At 65.8% G+C, this 15368-nt stretch carries 15 protein-coding genes; 4 read left to right on the top strand and 11 right to left on the bottom strand.

The genetic code is table 11. The features are described 5' to 3' along the window. A partial coding sequence (gene nirB / locus VML93_RS14270) for a nitrite reductase large subunit NirB (RefSeq protein ID WP_325611531.1) occupies window positions 1-1886 on the top strand: 1886 nt, incomplete at its 5' end. A 10-nt stretch (window positions 1887-1896) separates the two neighbouring features. Continuing rightward, window positions 1897-2253, top strand: coding sequence for a nitrite reductase small subunit NirD (nirD, locus tag VML93_RS14265; RefSeq protein WP_325611529.1), 357 nt, complete (start codon window positions 1897-1899; stop codon window positions 2251-2253). A 1-nt stretch (window position 2254) separates the two neighbouring features. On the opposite strand, the gene VML93_RS14260 is transcribed toward nirD, so the two are convergent. The 10 genes from VML93_RS14260 to VML93_RS14215 all read right to left on the bottom strand — a co-directional run bounded on the left by VML93_RS14260 (window position 2255) and on the right by VML93_RS14215 (window position 12390). After that, window positions 2255-2707: a hypothetical protein gene (locus VML93_RS14260; RefSeq protein ID WP_325611527.1), complete on the bottom strand. Its 453-nt coding sequence runs from the start codon at window positions 2705-2707 to the stop codon at window positions 2255-2257. A 31-nt stretch (window positions 2708-2738) separates the two neighbouring features. Next, on the bottom strand, window positions 2739-3500 hold the full coding sequence (locus tag VML93_RS14255) for a sirohydrochlorin chelatase (RefSeq protein WP_325611526.1): 762 nt from the start codon (window positions 3498-3500) through the stop codon (window positions 2739-2741). Next, the gene (locus tag VML93_RS14250) at window positions 3497-4642 is read right to left on the bottom strand and encodes a uroporphyrinogen-III synthase (RefSeq protein WP_325611525.1); all 1146 of its coding nucleotides are present in this window, start codon (window positions 4640-4642) and stop codon (window positions 3497-3499) included. The genes VML93_RS14255 and VML93_RS14250 overlap by 4 nt, the downstream gene beginning before the upstream one ends. An 89-nt stretch (window positions 4643-4731) precedes the next feature. After that, window positions 4732-6123: a nitrate/nitrite transporter gene (locus VML93_RS14245; protein WP_325611523.1), complete on the bottom strand. Its 1392-nt coding sequence runs from the start codon at window positions 6121-6123 to the stop codon at window positions 4732-4734. A gap of 220 nt (window positions 6124-6343) precedes the next feature. Next, window positions 6344-7753, bottom strand: coding sequence for a nitrate/nitrite transporter (locus VML93_RS14240; protein WP_325611521.1), 1410 nt, complete (start codon window positions 7751-7753; stop codon window positions 6344-6346). Window positions 7754-7890: 137 nt separating this feature from the next. Beyond that, window positions 7891-8439 carry a GNAT family N-acetyltransferase gene (locus VML93_RS14235; RefSeq protein WP_325611519.1) on the bottom strand — a complete coding sequence of 183 codons (549 nt, stop codon included), beginning with the start codon at window positions 8437-8439 and terminating at the stop codon, window positions 7891-7893. A gap of 20 nt (window positions 8440-8459) precedes the next feature. Next, window positions 8460-9347, bottom strand: a complete 888-nt coding sequence (locus VML93_RS14230) for a 5-oxoprolinase/urea amidolyase family protein (RefSeq protein WP_325611517.1) — start codon at window positions 9345-9347, stop codon at window positions 8460-8462. An 11-nt stretch (window positions 9348-9358) separates the two neighbouring features. Further along, window positions 9359-10030, bottom strand: a complete 672-nt coding sequence (locus VML93_RS14225; protein WP_325611515.1) for an allophanate hydrolase subunit 1 — start codon at window positions 10028-10030, stop codon at window positions 9359-9361. Window positions 10031-10120: 90 nt separating this feature from the next. Beyond that, a complete protein-coding gene (locus VML93_RS14220; RefSeq protein ID WP_325611513.1) occupies window positions 10121-11104 on the bottom strand; it encodes an ABC transporter substrate-binding protein in 984 nt (327 codons plus the stop codon). A gap of 32 nt (window positions 11105-11136) precedes the next feature. After that, complete coding sequence (locus VML93_RS14215; RefSeq protein ID WP_325611512.1) at window positions 11137-12390, bottom strand: DNA polymerase domain-containing protein; 1254 nt, start codon at window positions 12388-12390, stop codon at window positions 11137-11139. Between the two features lie 58 nt (window positions 12391-12448). Between VML93_RS14215 and fadD2 the strand changes: the two genes are divergently transcribed. Beyond that, window positions 12449-14128, top strand: a complete 1680-nt coding sequence (fadD2, locus tag VML93_RS14210) for a long-chain-fatty-acid--CoA ligase FadD2 (protein WP_325611510.1) — start codon at window positions 12449-12451, stop codon at window positions 14126-14128. Between the two features lie 15 nt (window positions 14129-14143). On the opposite strand, the gene VML93_RS14205 is transcribed toward fadD2, so the two are convergent. Further along, complete coding sequence (locus tag VML93_RS14205) at window positions 14144-14482, bottom strand: ATPase (RefSeq protein WP_414686351.1); 339 nt, start codon at window positions 14480-14482, stop codon at window positions 14144-14146. 477 nt (window positions 14483-14959) lie between these two features. On the opposite strand from VML93_RS14205, the gene VML93_RS14200 reads away from it, so the two are divergent. Beyond that, complete coding sequence (locus tag VML93_RS14200; RefSeq protein ID WP_325611509.1) at window positions 14960-15367, top strand: hypothetical protein; 408 nt, start codon at window positions 14960-14962, stop codon at window positions 15365-15367. Window position 15368: the final 1 nt, after the last annotated feature.

Raw genomic sequence — 15368 nt, 5'->3', positions numbered from 1 at the left:
ACGTTGGTGTGGGCACCGAATCGATTGAATCCATTGCGGATTCGCATGTCCGGGTGCGGCTGACCGGTGGCGACGTCATCGACGCCGGCGTGGTGGTCTTCGCGGCCGGTGTCCGGCCGCGCGACGAGCTGGCCCGGGCAGCCGGGCTGACCATCGCCGACCGGGGCGGCGTGCTCACCGATTTGTCTTGTCAGACAAGCGATCCTGACATCTACGCGGTCGGCGAGGTCGCCGCGATCGAGGGCCGCTGCTACGGCTTGGTCGGACCCGGCTACACCAGCGCAGAAGTGGTGGCGGACCGGCTGCTGGACGGCGCCGCGGAGTTTCCCGAAGCCGACCTCTCGACGAAGCTCAAACTGCTGGGCGTCGACGTCGCCAGCTTCGGTGACGCGATGGGGACCACGGAGCACTGCCTCGAGGTCGTCGTCAACGACGCGGTGAAGCGCACGTACGCAAAACTGGTGCTCTCCGACGACGCCAAGACCCTGCTCGGCGGCGTGCTGGTCGGCGATGCCTCCTCGTACGGGGTGCTGCGGCCCATGGTGGGCGGCGAGCTGCCCGGGGATCCGCTGGCGCTGATCGCGCCGGCCGGCTCGGGTGCCGGCGCTCTGGGTGTTGGGGCACTACCGGATTCGGCGCAGATCTGTTCCTGCAACAACGTCACCAAGGGCGATCTGAAATGCGCAATCGCCGACGGGTGCGGCGATGTTCCCGCGCTGAAGGCCTGCACCGCGGCCGGCACGTCGTGCGGGTCTTGTGTGCCGTTGCTCAAACAGCTGCTGGAAGCCGAGGGCGTGGAACAGTCCAAGGCGCTGTGCGAGCACTTCAGCCAGTCGAGGGCCGAGCTCTTCCAGATCATCTCGGCCACCGAAATCCGCACTTTCTCCGGGCTGCTGGACCGCTTCGGCCACGGAAAGGGTTGCGACATCTGCAAGCCCGTCGTCGCGTCCATTCTCGCCTCGACCGGTTCCGACCACATCCTGGACGGCGAGCAAGCGTCGCTGCAGGATTCCAACGACCACTTCCTGGCCAACATCCAAAAGAACGGCAGTTATTCGGTGGTGCCGCGGGTCCCCGGCGGCGACATCAAGCCCGAACACCTGATCTTGATCGGTCAGATCGCGCAGGACTTCGGGCTATACACCAAGATCACCGGCGGGCAGCGGATCGACATGTTCGGTGCACGGGTGGATCAGCTGCCGCTGATCTGGAAGCGACTGGTCGACGCCGGCATGGAATCAGGCCATGCCTACGGCAAGGCATTGCGCACCGTGAAGAGCTGCGTGGGCAGCGACTGGTGCCGCTACGGCCAACAAGATTCGGTGCAGCTGGCCATCGACCTGGAATTGCGCTATCGCGGATTGCGCGCGCCGCACAAGATCAAGCTGGGAGTCTCGGGCTGTGCGCGCGAGTGCGCCGAGGCGCGCGGCAAGGACGTCGGCGTCATCGCCACCGAGCAGGGCTGGAACCTCTACGTCGGCGGCAACGGGGGGATGACCCCCAAGCACGCTCAGCTGCTGGCCGGCGACCTGGACACCGAAACGCTGGTCCGCTACATCGACCGGTTTCTGATGTACTACATCCGCACGGCCGACCGGCTGCAACGCACCGCGCCGTGGGTGGAGTCGCTTGGGCTCGACCACGTGCGTGAGGTCGTGTGCGAAGACTCGCTGGGCCTGGCCGCCGAATTCGAGGCCGCGGTCGGCCGGCATGTAGAGAACTACAAGTGCGAATGGAAAGGCGTGCTGGAGGATCCGGACAAGCTGTCGCGGTTCGTCTCCTTCGTCAACGCCCCGGACACCGTCGACGAGACGGTGACATTCACCGAGCGTTCCGGGCGCAAAGTGCCTGTGCCTATTGGCATTCCGCGTGTACGGAACTCGTGAGGGAGGAACCATGACCCTAATCAACGACATTCAGGTGTGGACGACCGCCTGCGACTACGACCACCTCATTCCGGGTCGCGGCGTCGGTGTGCTGCTCGACGACGGTAGCCAGGCTGCGCTGTTCCGGCTGGACGACGGGACGGTGCACGCGGTCGGCAATGTCGATCCGTTCTCCGGGGCGGCCGTGCTGTCCCGCGGGATCGTCGGGGATCGGGCAGGCCGCGCCACCGTCCAATCACCGATCCTGAAGCAGGCTTTCGCTCTCGAAGACGGTAGTTGCCTGGACGACCCGAGGGTGTCGGTGCCGGTGTACCCCGTGCGGATGACAGCCGCGGGCCACATCCAGATCGCCCGGTTGGCCGCCTAAGTCACAGGTGGAGTTCGCCGACCAGGTAGCGCTGCAGAGTAGGGCCGATGGTGTCGACGAGTTGTTCGACCGTCATCGAGTGCATCGGCTCGGAATGGACCCCGTAGCGCATGATGCCCAAACCGACGAGCTGAGAAGCGCACAACGACGCCCGGATGGCGACCTTGTCCGCCCCCAGCATCTTCAGCAGCGGGTTGAAGACCGGTCCGATGAACATCGACTGCACGATTTCCGCCGTCTTGGCCAACCCGGTCGACGCGATCGCGCTCGCCGCGAACGGGCCACCACCGGCCGCGTCCCACGTGGTGATCAGCATGTACAACGTGGTGCGTCCGACCTGATTCACTCCGCCGGTGAAGATCCGGTCGATGAACTCCGGTGTGCCGAACGGTAAACGCAGCATCTTCGCCACCGGGTCGAGGAGCCCACGCGCTGGCTCTTCGCGACGGGACATGTTGTCAGGATCGCCGCTATGGGATCAAAGATCAAGTGTTACCGACGTCGGCGTGGCTGGGCAGCAATGCCGCGTGGTCCACGCAATTCGGTAGCGGGTGGTGTCGGCGAACGCCGGATCGGTGCCGCGCGGCGCTGCGGAATCGGTTCGCAACCAGCCGTGCCAAGCCCGGATGGGTACCCAGCGGTTGCGTCACCAGATCGGCGCGGCAGGCATGCAGACGTTCCTGAAATAGACCGTCGGCCAGCAGATAGGAGGCGACCACGACGCGATTCGCGCCCCGTCGGCGGGCGTCGGTCACAGCCGTGCGGATGTCGGGATAGCCGGTAGCCGCGAATCCCAGGTCAACTCGTGATCCGGTGAGCGAGGAGAGCAGCGCCGCGGCGGTGCGCAGGTCGGCGCGCGCCGTCGGATCGGAAGTGCCCGCCGCCGCCAGGATCACCGAATCACCGGGAAGCCAGCCGGATTTCACGAGTTGTTCGGCGAGGAGCACGGCGATCTCCCGGCTCGGCCCTAAAGCGGGGGTGACCGTGACATGGGGGTGGCCGCTGGCTCCGACGTGGGCGGGCAGATCGGTGCGGACGTGATATCCGCGGGACAGGAACGCCGGCACCACGATGGCAGGTCGTGTCGCACAGGACGACAGCACCTCGCTGGGTGTGGGTCCCAATACGTCGACGAACGCCACCTGGATCCTGCCGCCGAGGAGCGTACTCACCTGTGCGGCAAGATCGCCGATCATCGCGACACCGCCCGGTCTACGGGTGCCGTGCGCCACCAGGATCAGACTCATGCGGCGTCCGTCGGGGCGTCGATGGCGAGCCGATAGCCACGTTTGACCACTGTCGCGACAATGTTTTTGTCGCCCAAGGCCGTTCGCAGCCGCAACACGGCGGTGTCCACGGCGTGGGTGTCGTTGCCGTTGCCCGGCAGCACCCGCAGCAGATCGCTGCGTGTCACGACGTCACCGGGACGCTTCGCCAGGGCACGCAATATCGCCATCCCGGACGGCGACAGCGACTTGACCGAGCCGTCCACCAGCACACAGGTTCCCCGGAGATCAACCGCGTGACCTGCGACATGAACGGTGCACGACCCCAACACCGGCAACTCCTCGGCAATGTGCCGGGCCAAGGCGCCCAACCGCATTCGCGCGGGGGATGACGTGGGGACGCCCTTGCGGATCAGCGGCCGGGAGGTTACCGGGCCGACGCACATCGCGTGCACGCCGGTGCGCAACGCCTCCAGCAGCTGCTCCTCGATATTCAGCTCGCGGCTGCGTTCCAGGACCGCGGCCGCCGCAGGCGCCGAGGTGAAGCTGACCGCATCGAATTGCCGCCGTGCGATCCCGGTGACCAGTTGGTCGAAGTCGCCGCCCAATGGCGTTGATTTCCAGCGGTACACCCGGATCGGCACCACTTCGGCGCCCGCATAACGCAATCCGCCGAGAAATTCCGGAAACGGGTCCCATGCGTCGGTGGCACCGTGCAGCTGGACACCGATGCGAGCACCGGAGAGATCCGATTTGAGTAGGTATTCCAGCACTTCCTGCGAAGATTCGGATTCCGGGGACCACTCCTCATGCAGGCCGGCGGCGCGCAGCGCCCCGGTTGCCTTCGGCCCACGGGACACGATCCGGGCCGACGACAGCGACTCCATGAGTTGGGTGGCCAGCCCCCACCCCTCGGCTGCGGCGACCCAGCCGCGAAAGCCGATGCCGGTGTGCGCTATCAGAATGTCGGGCGGCTCGGCGATCAGCGCCTCGGTATTGCGGTGCAACTCGTCGTCGTCGGGCAAGGCGATCATGTTGATAGCCGGGGCGCTGCAGACCTCCGCGCCCTGGCGGTGCAGCAGTGCGCACAGCTCCTCGGCGCGCCGGGCTGAGGTCACCGCAATGCGGTAACCGGTCAGCGGCGGGGAGTCTGGCCGGCCCATATGAACTGTGTATGCCCGTTTGATTTCGGTTGCGTTACCGAGCAATTGCTGCGGCATTGCCCTTGATGGGGCCTGGATCACACTCGAACTCATACGCCCGTGAGCTCTCGTTCACGTTCCGATCCGGCGATGCCCGCGGCTGAGGCCGGTCGGCGCGCGTACATCATCCAGGTCAGGATCGCGGCGGCGACGTACGAAGCCATGAACAGCCAATACGCCGCAGTCCCGGTGCCACTCCTGACGTAGGACTCGCGCAGCGCCATGTTGATTCCGACACCGCCGAGTGCGCCGACCGCCGAGCAGATGCCGATCAGTGCTCCGGCCATCGTGCGCGACCAATGGCGGCGCTCCTCTTCGGTGACATCGAGCGAGCGACTGCGTGCGTCGAAGACCGCCGGGATCAGTTTGAACACAGATCCGTTGCCCATGCCGGACAGGACGAACAGAGCCATGAAACCGGCTACGTAGCCGAGCATGGTGGTGCCGGTGGCAGCGGCCCGGTGCTCGGCATGGGTGCTGATGGCGACCAGCAACCCGGCGCCGGCGATCATGCCGGCCAGCACGAAAAGGGTGACTCGACTGCCGCTCAGGCGATCGGCCAGCCGCCCCCCGTACATCCGGGCCAGGGAACCCAATGCCGGCCCAATGAAGGCGATCTGGGCTGCGTGCAGCGATGCGTGCTTGGCGGTCTCTCCATTGGCCAGGAAGTTGAGTTGCATCACCTGGCCGAAAGCGAAGGAAAACCCGATCCAGGAGCCGAACGTGCAGACGTAAAGCAGCGAGATTGCCCAGGTATCGCGGTCGAACAAGATCTCGCGCAGGTGGCTGACCTCGATGCGGTGGTCGAGGTTGTCCATGAACAGGGCGGCCGCGATACCGACGATCGCCAGCAGTACCAGGTAGATCGCGCAAACCCAGTACGGTGCTTGGTGTCCCGCGGTGGCCAGCACCAGCAGGCCGACCAATTGGATCACCGCAACGCCGAGGTTGCCGCCGCCGGCGTTGATCGCCAGCGCGGCCCCCTTGAGCCGTTGCGGGTAGAAGGCGTTGACGTTGGCCAGCGACGCCGCGTAGTTGCCGCCGCCCAGTCCGGTCAACGCCGCGCACAACACGTAGGGCCACAGCGGCAGACCGGGGTTGGCCAGCAGCACGATGGTGCCGGCGGTCGGGATCAGCAGCACGAACGCCGAGAACGTTGTCCAATTGCGCCCGCCGAACCGGGCGACGCCCAAGGTGTAGGGGACCCGCGCGCCGCCGCCGACCAGGGTGGCAACAGCGCCCAGCAGCAGTTTGTCGCCGGCGGAGAAGCCATAGACGGATGCCGGCATGAACAGCGCCATCACCGACCAGAGACTCCAGATCGAAAAGGCGACATGGTCACCCGCGACCGTGCAGATCAGATTGCGGCGGGCGATCCTCTTGTTGCCCGCCTCCCAGGCCGCGGTGTCTTCGGGATTGAAGTCTCGCAACGTGGCATGCATCAACCAACCTCTTTCTTCGAGCCGTCCCACCACTCGCGCATCCCGAAGCCATGTGGGAGCCTCACAATGAAGAGGCATGCGCCGCTGTTTGTTTCGATGCTCACACCGGGGTCGCGGGCCCGTCAACTCGAGACGCCCGATATCGCCTTAGAGTTGAATCCCAGTTATCTGGTAAGTCGCTGAGGGCCAGGAATCCGTGTGAGCTGGAATACATTTGGGCCTAAACGTAAGCCAGCTCCACAGCCGAAGCGGACCCGGGCACGGAGCGCACCGCGGTCCGCAGCGGCCGGCGCACATATATCGCCCACGTCAACACCGCGGCGGCCACGTAGAACAACGCGAAGGCCCAGAACGCGGCTGTCGCAGTGCCGCTGCTGAGATAGGACTGCCGCAAAGCCAGATTGACACCCACACCGCCCAGCGCGCCGACCGCCCCGGCAAGTCCGATCAGAGCGCCGGACATGGACCGTGACCATTGCCGCCGTTCGGATTCACTGACTTGCAGAAAGTGGCTGCGTGCCTCGAAGATCGACGGAATCATCTTGTACACCGACCCATTGCCGATGCCGGACAAGATGAACAGAGCGACGAAACCGATCACGTAGCCGACCATCATTGCCACGGGCGCCGGGCCGGCACCACGGTGGCCTAAAGTGCTTGCGCTGACTAGTATCCCGGCGGCGACCATCATCAGCCCGAAGACGGCGAAGGTGACCCGCCCGCCGCCGATCCGGTCGGCAAGCTTGCCGCCGTACACGCGGGACAGCGAGCCCAATAGCGGTCCCAGAAAGGCGATCTGGGCGGCATGTAGCGAAGCCTGCGCCGTATTTTGGCCGCCGGCAATGAAGTTGATCTGCAGCACCTGGCCGAATGCGAATGAGAACCCGATGAAGGATCCGAAGGTGCCGATGTAGAGCAGCGCGACCACCCAGGCGTGCGGCTCGGACAGCACTGCCCGCATGGTGCTCATCTCGATGCGGTACTGCGGCAGGTTGTCCATGAACAGCGCCGCACCGATTCCGGCGATCGCCAGCAACACCAGATACATGGCGCACACCCAGTACGGCTGCCGGTTGCCGACGGTCGCGATCACCAGCAGGCCGACCAGCTGGATCACCGGCACCCCGAGGTTGCCGCCGCCGGCGTTGAGCGCCAGCGCAGAACCTTTGAGTCGCTGCGGATAGAACGCGTTGATGTTCGTCATGGACGAGGCGAAGTTGCCGCCACCGAGACCGGCCAGCGCCGCGCAGAGCAGGTACGGCCACAACGGCAGGCCGGGATTGGCCAGCAGCAACAGTGTGCCGATGGTGGGGATCAACAGCACCACCGCGGAGAATATGGTCCAGTTGCGCCCGCCGAACTTCGCGGTGGCAAACGTGTAGGGGAACCGTAGGCAACCTCCGACCAGGGTCGCGGTCGCGCCCAGCAGGAACTTGTCTCCAGCGGAAAGGCCGTACACGGACGTCGGCATGAACAGCACCATCACCGACCAGATGGACCAGATCGAGAACCCGACGTGTTCGGCGGCCACTGACCAGATCAGGTTGCGGCGGGCGATCTTCTTGTTGCCGGCTTCCCAGGCCGCCGTGTCTTCCGGGTCCCAGTCCAACAGGATGTGCGAACGGTTCATGGCGAGCACGCTAGGAATCCTTTGTTGCCCTCTGCGCCGCCGACGGTGACCCGGGCGTGAAATTCCGCTCACCGGCCCGGGGCGCACGGTGTGAGCGTCAGTCAATCCGTGTGGCGTACACCACAATCGCTAGCAGGTCACCACACGTCGCCTGCGCGCCAATCGCACATCAGGTCCGCCGAGGCGTCCAGGCTGATCCCGACCGGCAAGACGAACACCGATCCGTCGTCGTCGGGTGTGCGGACCGGACCGGTGGGGGCCAGCACCGACGTCGGGCCGTGCCAGGGCAACCAGCCGCGTGACGTGTACAGCCTGCGAGCACGGGCCGAGGAACTCAGGGCCCCGAGCTGGTAGGCACCGCGCATCACCTGCTCGACCGCGTCCAGCAGCGCGCTCACCAGCCCCCTGCCGCGCCAATCCTCGCGCACCGCAACACCTTCGACGTAACCACAGCGCAGTGCGTCGCCACGGTAGAAGAGTCGCCGCTGGACCACCGCGGCGTGCGCGATGATCGCGCCGTGACGGCAGATCATGGCGTGCATGCCACCCAGCGTGTGCTCCCAGTCGGTTTCGGTGAAGTCACCGGCGAACGCGTCGGTGACCATCCGGCGGACGCCCTCGCGCGCCTCGGTGTCGAGATCCGCGGTATGCACCAGGCGGGCGGTGTGTACCTGTGTAGGCGACATGCTTGCCTACCGGCTTTGCGTTACCGGATACCTTCCCGCGACGGCCGGGGCCGTGCCCAGTGCAGCCGCACATGCTGGCCGGGGCGTACCTGCGCGACCTTGTCGATGTCCTCGTCGATCACCACGCCCACCACCGGGTAACCGCCGGTGACCGGATGATCGGGCCCCAGGATCACCGGTAAGCCGTTGGGTGGCACCTGGATTGCACCGCGGGTGGCACCCTCGCTGGGCAGCTGACGGTCCGGATTGCGGTATTGCAGCGGGCGGCCGACCAGGCGCATCCCGACCCGGTCGCTGCGATCGGAGGCCATCCAGATCGTGTGCACCAGGACGTCGGGATCGACGAACCAGTCGTCGCGCGGCCCGGGCACCACCAGCAGTTCCACCATGCGTTCGGCGATGGCCGCCACCGGGGCTTGGTCGAGTTCGGGATAGTCGTCGGAGTGTTCGCCGACCGGCAGCTGATCTCCGGCTTGCAGTGGCGACGGGCCGATGGACGACATGACGTCGTAACTGCGCGATCCCAGCACCGGTTGAACGGAAATCCCGCCGCGCACCGCCAGATACGTCCGCAACCCCACGTGCGGCGCACCCAGTGAGATCATCTGGCCGTCCCGGACATGTTGAATGCTGTTGGTGCCAAACACTTTTCCGTCTACCGCCGGATCGGTATCGGCGCCGGTGATCGCGATGTCGACGTCGCCGCCGCGGACGCGGGCCGCGAAACCACCGAATGTCACCTCGATGGTGGCGCGGTCGTCAGGGTTGGCGACCAGGCGGTTGGCCAACGTGTGCGAGCGTCGGTCGGCGGCGCCCGACCGGCTGACGCCGAGGTGCGCCAGCCCAGCCCGACCGAGGTCCTGGACCACGGCCAGCGGTCCGGTGCGCAGGATTTCCAGAGTTGTCACGGCTTGCTCCTTCACGCTGCCCGGAACTGAACCCACATGCCCTGCGTCAGCAGCGCCGGGTTGGGTCGCTCGAGATCCCACAGGACGGCGTCGGTGCGGCCGATCAGCTGCCAGCCACCCGGCGACTGACGGGGATACACCGCGCTGAACTCGCCTGCCAGGCCGACCGATCCGCTCGGCACCGACGTCCGTGGCTCCGACCGGCGGGGCACGCGCAATCGCGGGTCACCATCGACCAGATACGCGAAACCTGGTGCGAACCCACTGAATCCCACTCGCCACAGGGTGGCGGTGTGCGCGTGGATGACCTGTGTGGTGCTCAGCCCCGTGTGGCCGGCGACCTCCGCGAGGTCGGGGCCGTCGTAGACCACGTCGATCACCACGTCGGGGCTGCGATCGGACTCACTGGCCGAAGCCCGCTCGTGGGTGACCCGCAGCTTGCGCACTCGCTGACGGACGATCCCTTGGTCGCGCGGGCTGTCGAGTTTCAGCAACACGGTGCGCGCCGCCGGGACGATGTCGATGACGCCGGGCAACGTCGCCTCGCGCAGGGCGGCCGTCCACGCCAATACGTCAGCGGTGCCGTCGCATTGCAGCATCAGCGCGTGGTCGCCGTAATCGAGGACCGCAAGGTTACGCGCGGGGTCTGCTGCGAGGTCCATTGGAAGATCCGTCACGCTCATGTATCGACGGTAGCGCCGGAATCGGGGGGTCGGCGAGGGTCAGGCGATGGATTTTCGAGCACTGCCAGAGGTGCCTTAGCAAACGCTCAATTAGCCCAGGATTTTGCCGATCAGCGGGGGCAGTTGATCGGCTACCGCCGGGTAGCTCAGCGGCGACGCGAACGCGATCGCGCCGGCCAGATCCTTGGACGTGAAGATGTGCCGGTTCTGGGCGGTCGCCGCCGAACCCGCCACCTCGGGGTCGGCCAGCAGCGCCTTCTGGTCGTCCGGGCTCTCGGTCGACCAGATCACCACGTCGGCGGAATCGAGCACCTCTTTGATGTGGTCGCGCGGTATGACGGCGCGGTGATCGCTGCCGAAGGGCTTGATGCTGTCGGAGATGACCAGACCCATTTGGTTCAGGAAGTCGGTACGCCAGCCCGCCAGGGTGGCGACCACCGTGCCTCGCCAGAGCCGGCCTTGCATCAGCAATGCCTTCTTGCCCTTCCATTGCGGATTCTTTTGCGACACGGCGGCGAACTTCTGGTCGACCGCGTCGATCAGCGACTTCATCTGGTCGGGCTGAAACACGGCCTGGCCGACCGCGGTTGCCTGGTCCTTCCACGGCTCGAAGAACGCGTCCTCGCCGGACTGCGGGATGGTCGGGGCGATCGCCGAAAGCTTCTGATACGTGTCGGCGTCCACGCCGGCATTGATGGCCACGATCAGGTCGGGTTTCAGGCCGGCGATCTGGTCGACCGGAATTCCGTTGTCCAGGTTCAGCATTGTGGGTTTTGCGTCGCCGAGCTTGGGCTGCGCCCAGGGCCAGACCGCGAATGGCTGATCGCCCCACCAATTGGTCACGGCGATGGGCACCACGCCCAACGCGAGTAGGTCGTCTTGCTCGGTGTAGCCGGCGCTGACCACGCGCTTCGGCGGCTCTTTGATCACGGTCTGGCCGAAAAGGTGGGTGATCGTCACCGATCCGCCACCGGGTGCACCCGGCGCGGGCTTGGGTGACGAACAGCCGGCCGCGGCCAGTCCCGCAGCCCCTACGAGCTGGAAGAATCCCCGCCGACTCCATCCCTGTGGCACAGCGTGAGAGTAACGCGTGACCTGCGGAACCGTCAGTTACGCGGCCGCGGATTCGGCGTGTAGCCCTGCTCGCCTTTTTTCCAAGGGCTGTAATCGGCGAGCAGCTCCTCCTGCGGCGGGCGCTGGTCGGCGGGTACGTGCTGCAGGTTGATCCGGATCCGGTACCAGATCGAACTCGGCCCGCGCATGCCGTCGACCAGGACATCCGCCGGCTGCAGCCGATCGGCCACGGCCGGATAGCGCTCGCGCCACGTGTCCAGCGCGACCATCGCCTCGTCCCTGGTTTTGGTGCGGGCGATCTCGATCAGCGGCATGGCAGATTGCCGGCGGCCCGACCCTTTCGGGGGCTTCTCCGGGGGACCCATCTCTTCGGCCAGCATCAGCAGGCGATGCAGGTCGCCGATTTCTGTGTTCATTCCTGCCCACGGATCGCCCATTTCGGTGAACCGGGCGGGCACGGTGGCGACGGTGAACGCCTCGGGGCGGCAGTCGGCGACCTCGTCCCAATGCAGCGGCGTCGACACCCGGGCGTCCGGGGTCGCCCGCACCGAATAGGCCGACGCCACCGTGCGGTCTTTGGCGTTCTGGTTGAAGTCGACAAACACCCCCTCGCGTTCTTCCTTCCACCAGCGGCTGGTGGCCGCGTCGGGCACCCGCCGCTCGACCTCGCGCGCGACGGTCTGGGCGGCCAGCCGCACCTGCGGGAACCGCCAGTGCGGGGCGATCCGGGCGTAGACGTGAAAGCCGCGCGACCCGGACGTCTTCGGCCAGGCGACCAGCCCGTAATCCTCGAGCACCTCGCGGGCCACCAGCGCCACATCGACGATCCGCCGCCAGGAGACGCCGGGCATCGGATCCAGGTCGACCCGCAGTTCGTCGGGATGATCGAGGTCGTCGGCGAGCACGGGATGCGGATTCAGGTCGACGCAACCCAGGTTGATCACCCACGCCAGCCCGACGGCGTCATGAATGACCGCCTCCTTGGCCGAGGTGCCCGAGGCGTAGCGCAGTTCGGCAACGTCCACCCAGTCCGGCCGGTTCGCGGGGGCACGCTTCTGGAACACCGCCTCCTCCGAGATGCCCTTGACGAAGCGCTTCAGAATCATCGGTCGCCCGGCTACCCCCCGCAGCGCCCCTTCGCCGACCGACAGGTAATAACGGACCAGGTCGAGCTTGGTGTAGGGACCTTGACCGTCGTGGCGCTCGAAGATGACCTTGTCCGGATGGGTGACGGTGACTTCGCGCCCGGCCACTTCCAGCTTCACCGGACCGGTCATGGCGTTCATGGTAATTCTGCGCAAATTTTCTGGCCGCATTGCGACCCGCGTCACATATGGTGAGGTCATGCCTAACCTCATGGGTCTGCCAGGGCAGGCCGCGGCCAAACTCCAGCAATACGTCGAACGCGGCGCATCTGAGTTGCACTATGTGCGCAAGATCATCGAATCGGGCGCGTTCCGACTCGAGTCGCCGCTGAACTATGCCGCGATGGCCGCCGACATCCAGAAGTGGGGCGAGTTCGGCATGCTGCCGTCGCTGAACGCCAGGCGCCATCCCAACCGCGCGGCGCTCATCGACGAAGAGGGCGAGTTCACCTACAAAGAACTCGACGAAGCCGCCCACGCGGTCGCGAATGGCCTGATCGCCAAGGGTGTTAACGGTGGCGACGGCGTCGCGATCCTGGCGCGCAACCACCGCTGGTTCATGGTCGCCAACTACGGCGCTGCCCGGGCGGGTGCCCGCATCATCCTGCTCAACAGTGAGTTCTCCGGCCCGCAGATCAAAGAGGTGGCCGAGCGCGAGGGCGCCAAGATAGTCATCTATGACGACGAGTACACCAAGGCCGTCAGCAAAGCGGAGCCGCCGCTGGGCAAGCTGCGGGCGCTGGGTGTCAATCCCGATTCTGACGAGCCGTCCGGGAGCAACGACGAGACGCTGGCCGAGCTGATCGCACGCAGCAGCAAATCGCCCGCGCCGAAGGCGAGCCGGCACGCGTCGATCATCATCCTGACCAGTGGGACGACCGGCACGCCGAAGGGGGCGAACCGCAGCACCCCGCCGACCCTGGCGCCGGTCGGCGGAATCCTGTCGCACGTCCCGTTCAAGGCCAACGAGGTGACCTCGTTGCCGGCCCCGATGTTCCACGCACTCGGCTATCTGCACGCCACCATCGCGATGTTCCTGGGCTCCACGCTGTTGCTGCGTCGCAAGTTCAAGCCGCCGCTGGTGCTCGAGGACATCGAAAAGCACAAGGCGACGGCCATGGTCGTGGTGCCGGTGATGCTGTCACGCATCCTCGACGCGCTCGAAAAGATGGACAAGAAGCCCGATCTGTCCAGCCTGAAGATCATCTTCGTGTCCGGCTCGCAGTTGGGCGCTGAGCTGGCGAACCGTGCGCTCAAGGACGTCGGACCGGTTATCTACAACATGTACGGCTCGACCGAGATCGCGTTCGCCACCATCGCCGGCCCGAAGGACCTGGAAAAGAACGCCGCGACGGTGGGACCGGTCGTCAAGGGCGTGAAGGTCAAGATCCTCGACGACAACGGCACCGAGGTGCCGCAGGGCGACGTCGGGCGGATCTTCGTCGGCAACGCCTTCCCGTTCGAGGGCTACACCGGCGGCGGTCACAAGCAGATCATCGACGGCCTGATGTCGTCGGGCGACGTCGGCTACTTCGACGAGCACGGTCTGTTGTACGTGAGCGGCCGCGACGACGAGATGATCGTCTCCGGCGGTGAGAACGTGTTCCCGGCCGAGGTCGAGGACCTGATCAGCGGGCATCCCGACGTGGTGGAGGCCACCGCTATCGGTGTCGAGGACAAGGAGTGGGGACACCGCCTGCGCGCCTTCGTGGTCAAGAAGGACGACGCGTCACTCGACGAGGACACCGTCAAGCACTACGTGCGCGACCACCTGGCGCGCTACAAGGTGCCGCGGGAAGTGATCTTCCTGGAAGAGCTGCCACGCAACCCGACCGGCAAGATCCTCAAGCGCGAGCTGCGTGAGATGGAAGTCGACTAGCTGGGCTCGCGGGGGTTATCGGCGCGCTTGGATGGCGCGGGTGATCTGAGCGCTGAGCTTGGGGTCGGTCAGCAGTTGGTCGACGAGTGCGGCAAGGACCTCTTGTCCGGTCACCCGGGCCACGCCCAGTCGGTCGGCGGCTTCTCGCTGCCAGATGTCGAGGGCTCGATGAGTCGGGGCGGGCAGGTCGACGGTCCGGCGTGTCCGTTGGCTGCGGGCAGGTTGGCTCACTATCCGTTGCGGTGGCCGGAAGTTGGCGAGGCGCTCGGTTGGCGCCGCGTCGCTGGACGGCGTGGCGCCGCCCGACATGTGCGGACGGAACGACCCGGCGTTGGGGTCTGAGTTGATGTTCACTGCGGCGATCTTCCTTTGCGGCTGCCAACCAGTAAATCAGTACTTCAGTATACAGGCCTGGTGCGGATATTTGTCATCGCCATAGCTACCGGAGCCGGCCTGAGCGGACGGCTTCGGGTCAGTAATTTCGAGTCCAATTTGGCGTATCGGTAAAATTACGTTCGGCTTAATCCTTCCCGAAGTCTCATATATAACTACGCAAATATTGATGTACTGAGCAGCATGAAATACGGACCTCAGTGGATCGTAGACGGCCTTTGATCTGCTCTTTTATAGCGCCCGATTCATACTGACCTCAGTATCTGCGCAAATTTTGAAACCCGTGAATCAGCACCTACGCCAAAATTGGGCAAACTACACCGGCCAACGGACTTCGTCGTAGTAACGTGCGGAATAATTTCATGTTTGAAGCGTTAGTTTTGGTGGAAATTATCGTTTGCCTAGGAATTGCTCTAGTGACTTGAAAGGATTCCCCTGATGATGCGTCCAGTTCGCGGCGCGGCCGCAGGTGCGGTGGGTGCCGGTGCGCTGGCCGGAGCGCTACTGTTCGGCGGCCTTCCCGCGGCGCAGGCCGCTCCCGCACCCGCACCAGCTACAACTTTCGCGACTTTTGGGCCCGGCGGCCCCGGCATTCTTCCTGACAGCCCAGGTGGCGGCGGCCACGGCGGCGGCGGCCACGGAGGCGGAGGCGGCGGCGGCCACGGATGGGGCGGCGGCGGCCACGGCGGCAACTGGGGCCACGGCAGCGGCTGGGGCGGCGGCGGCAACTGGGGCCACGGCGGCTGGGGCGGCTACCGGGGGCACCCTGGTTGGGGCAATGGTGGCTGGGGTCCCCCGGGTCAGGGCTATCGGCCCTGGTCGCCATGGTGGAGCTGGTGGTGGTGAG

Origin of the sequence: Mycobacterium sp. (assembly GCF_035499775.1) — a bacterium.
In the GTDB taxonomy this organism is placed as follows: domain Bacteria; phylum Actinomycetota; class Actinomycetes; order Mycobacteriales; family Mycobacteriaceae; genus Mycobacterium.
The sequence above is the reverse complement of the archived record's forward strand: the minus strand, read 5'-3'. Positions and strand labels throughout refer to the sequence as shown.

What these genes read in the sequence shown, in the direction of transcription:
- VML93_RS14225 (WP_325611515.1), bottom strand. Translation starts at nt 10,030, where the DNA reads ATGAGCGTGACGGATCTTCCAATGGACCTCGCAGCAGACCCCGCGCGT.
- VML93_RS14240 (WP_325611521.1), bottom strand. Translation starts at nt 7,753, where the DNA reads ATGAACCGTTCGCACATCCTGTTGGACTGGGACCCGGAAGACACGGCG.
- VML93_RS14200 (WP_325611509.1), top strand. Translation starts at nt 14,960, where the DNA reads ATGATGCGTCCAGTTCGCGGCGCGGCCGCAGGTGCGGTGGGTGCCGGT.
- VML93_RS14255 (WP_325611526.1), bottom strand. Translation starts at nt 3,500, where the DNA reads ATGAGTCTGATCCTGGTGGCGCACGGCACCCGTAGACCGGGCGGTGTC.
- VML93_RS14245 (WP_325611523.1), bottom strand. Translation starts at nt 6,123, where the DNA reads ATGCATGCCACGTTGCGAGACTTCAATCCCGAAGACACCGCGGCCTGG.
- nirD (WP_325611529.1), top strand. Translation starts at nt 1,897, where the DNA reads ATGACCCTAATCAACGACATTCAGGTGTGGACGACCGCCTGCGACTAC.
- VML93_RS14250 (WP_325611525.1), bottom strand. Translation starts at nt 4,642, where the DNA reads ATGGGCCGGCCAGACTCCCCGCCGCTGACCGGTTACCGCATTGCGGTG.
- VML93_RS14235 (WP_325611519.1), bottom strand. Translation starts at nt 8,439, where the DNA reads ATGTCGCCTACACAGGTACACACCGCCCGCCTGGTGCATACCGCGGAT.
- VML93_RS14215 (WP_325611512.1), bottom strand. Translation starts at nt 12,390, where the DNA reads ATGAACGCCATGACCGGTCCGGTGAAGCTGGAAGTGGCCGGGCGCGAA.
- fadD2 (WP_325611510.1), top strand. Translation starts at nt 12,449, where the DNA reads ATGCCTAACCTCATGGGTCTGCCAGGGCAGGCCGCGGCCAAACTCCAG.
- VML93_RS14260 (WP_325611527.1), bottom strand. Translation starts at nt 2,707, where the DNA reads ATGTCCCGTCGCGAAGAGCCAGCGCGTGGGCTCCTCGACCCGGTGGCG.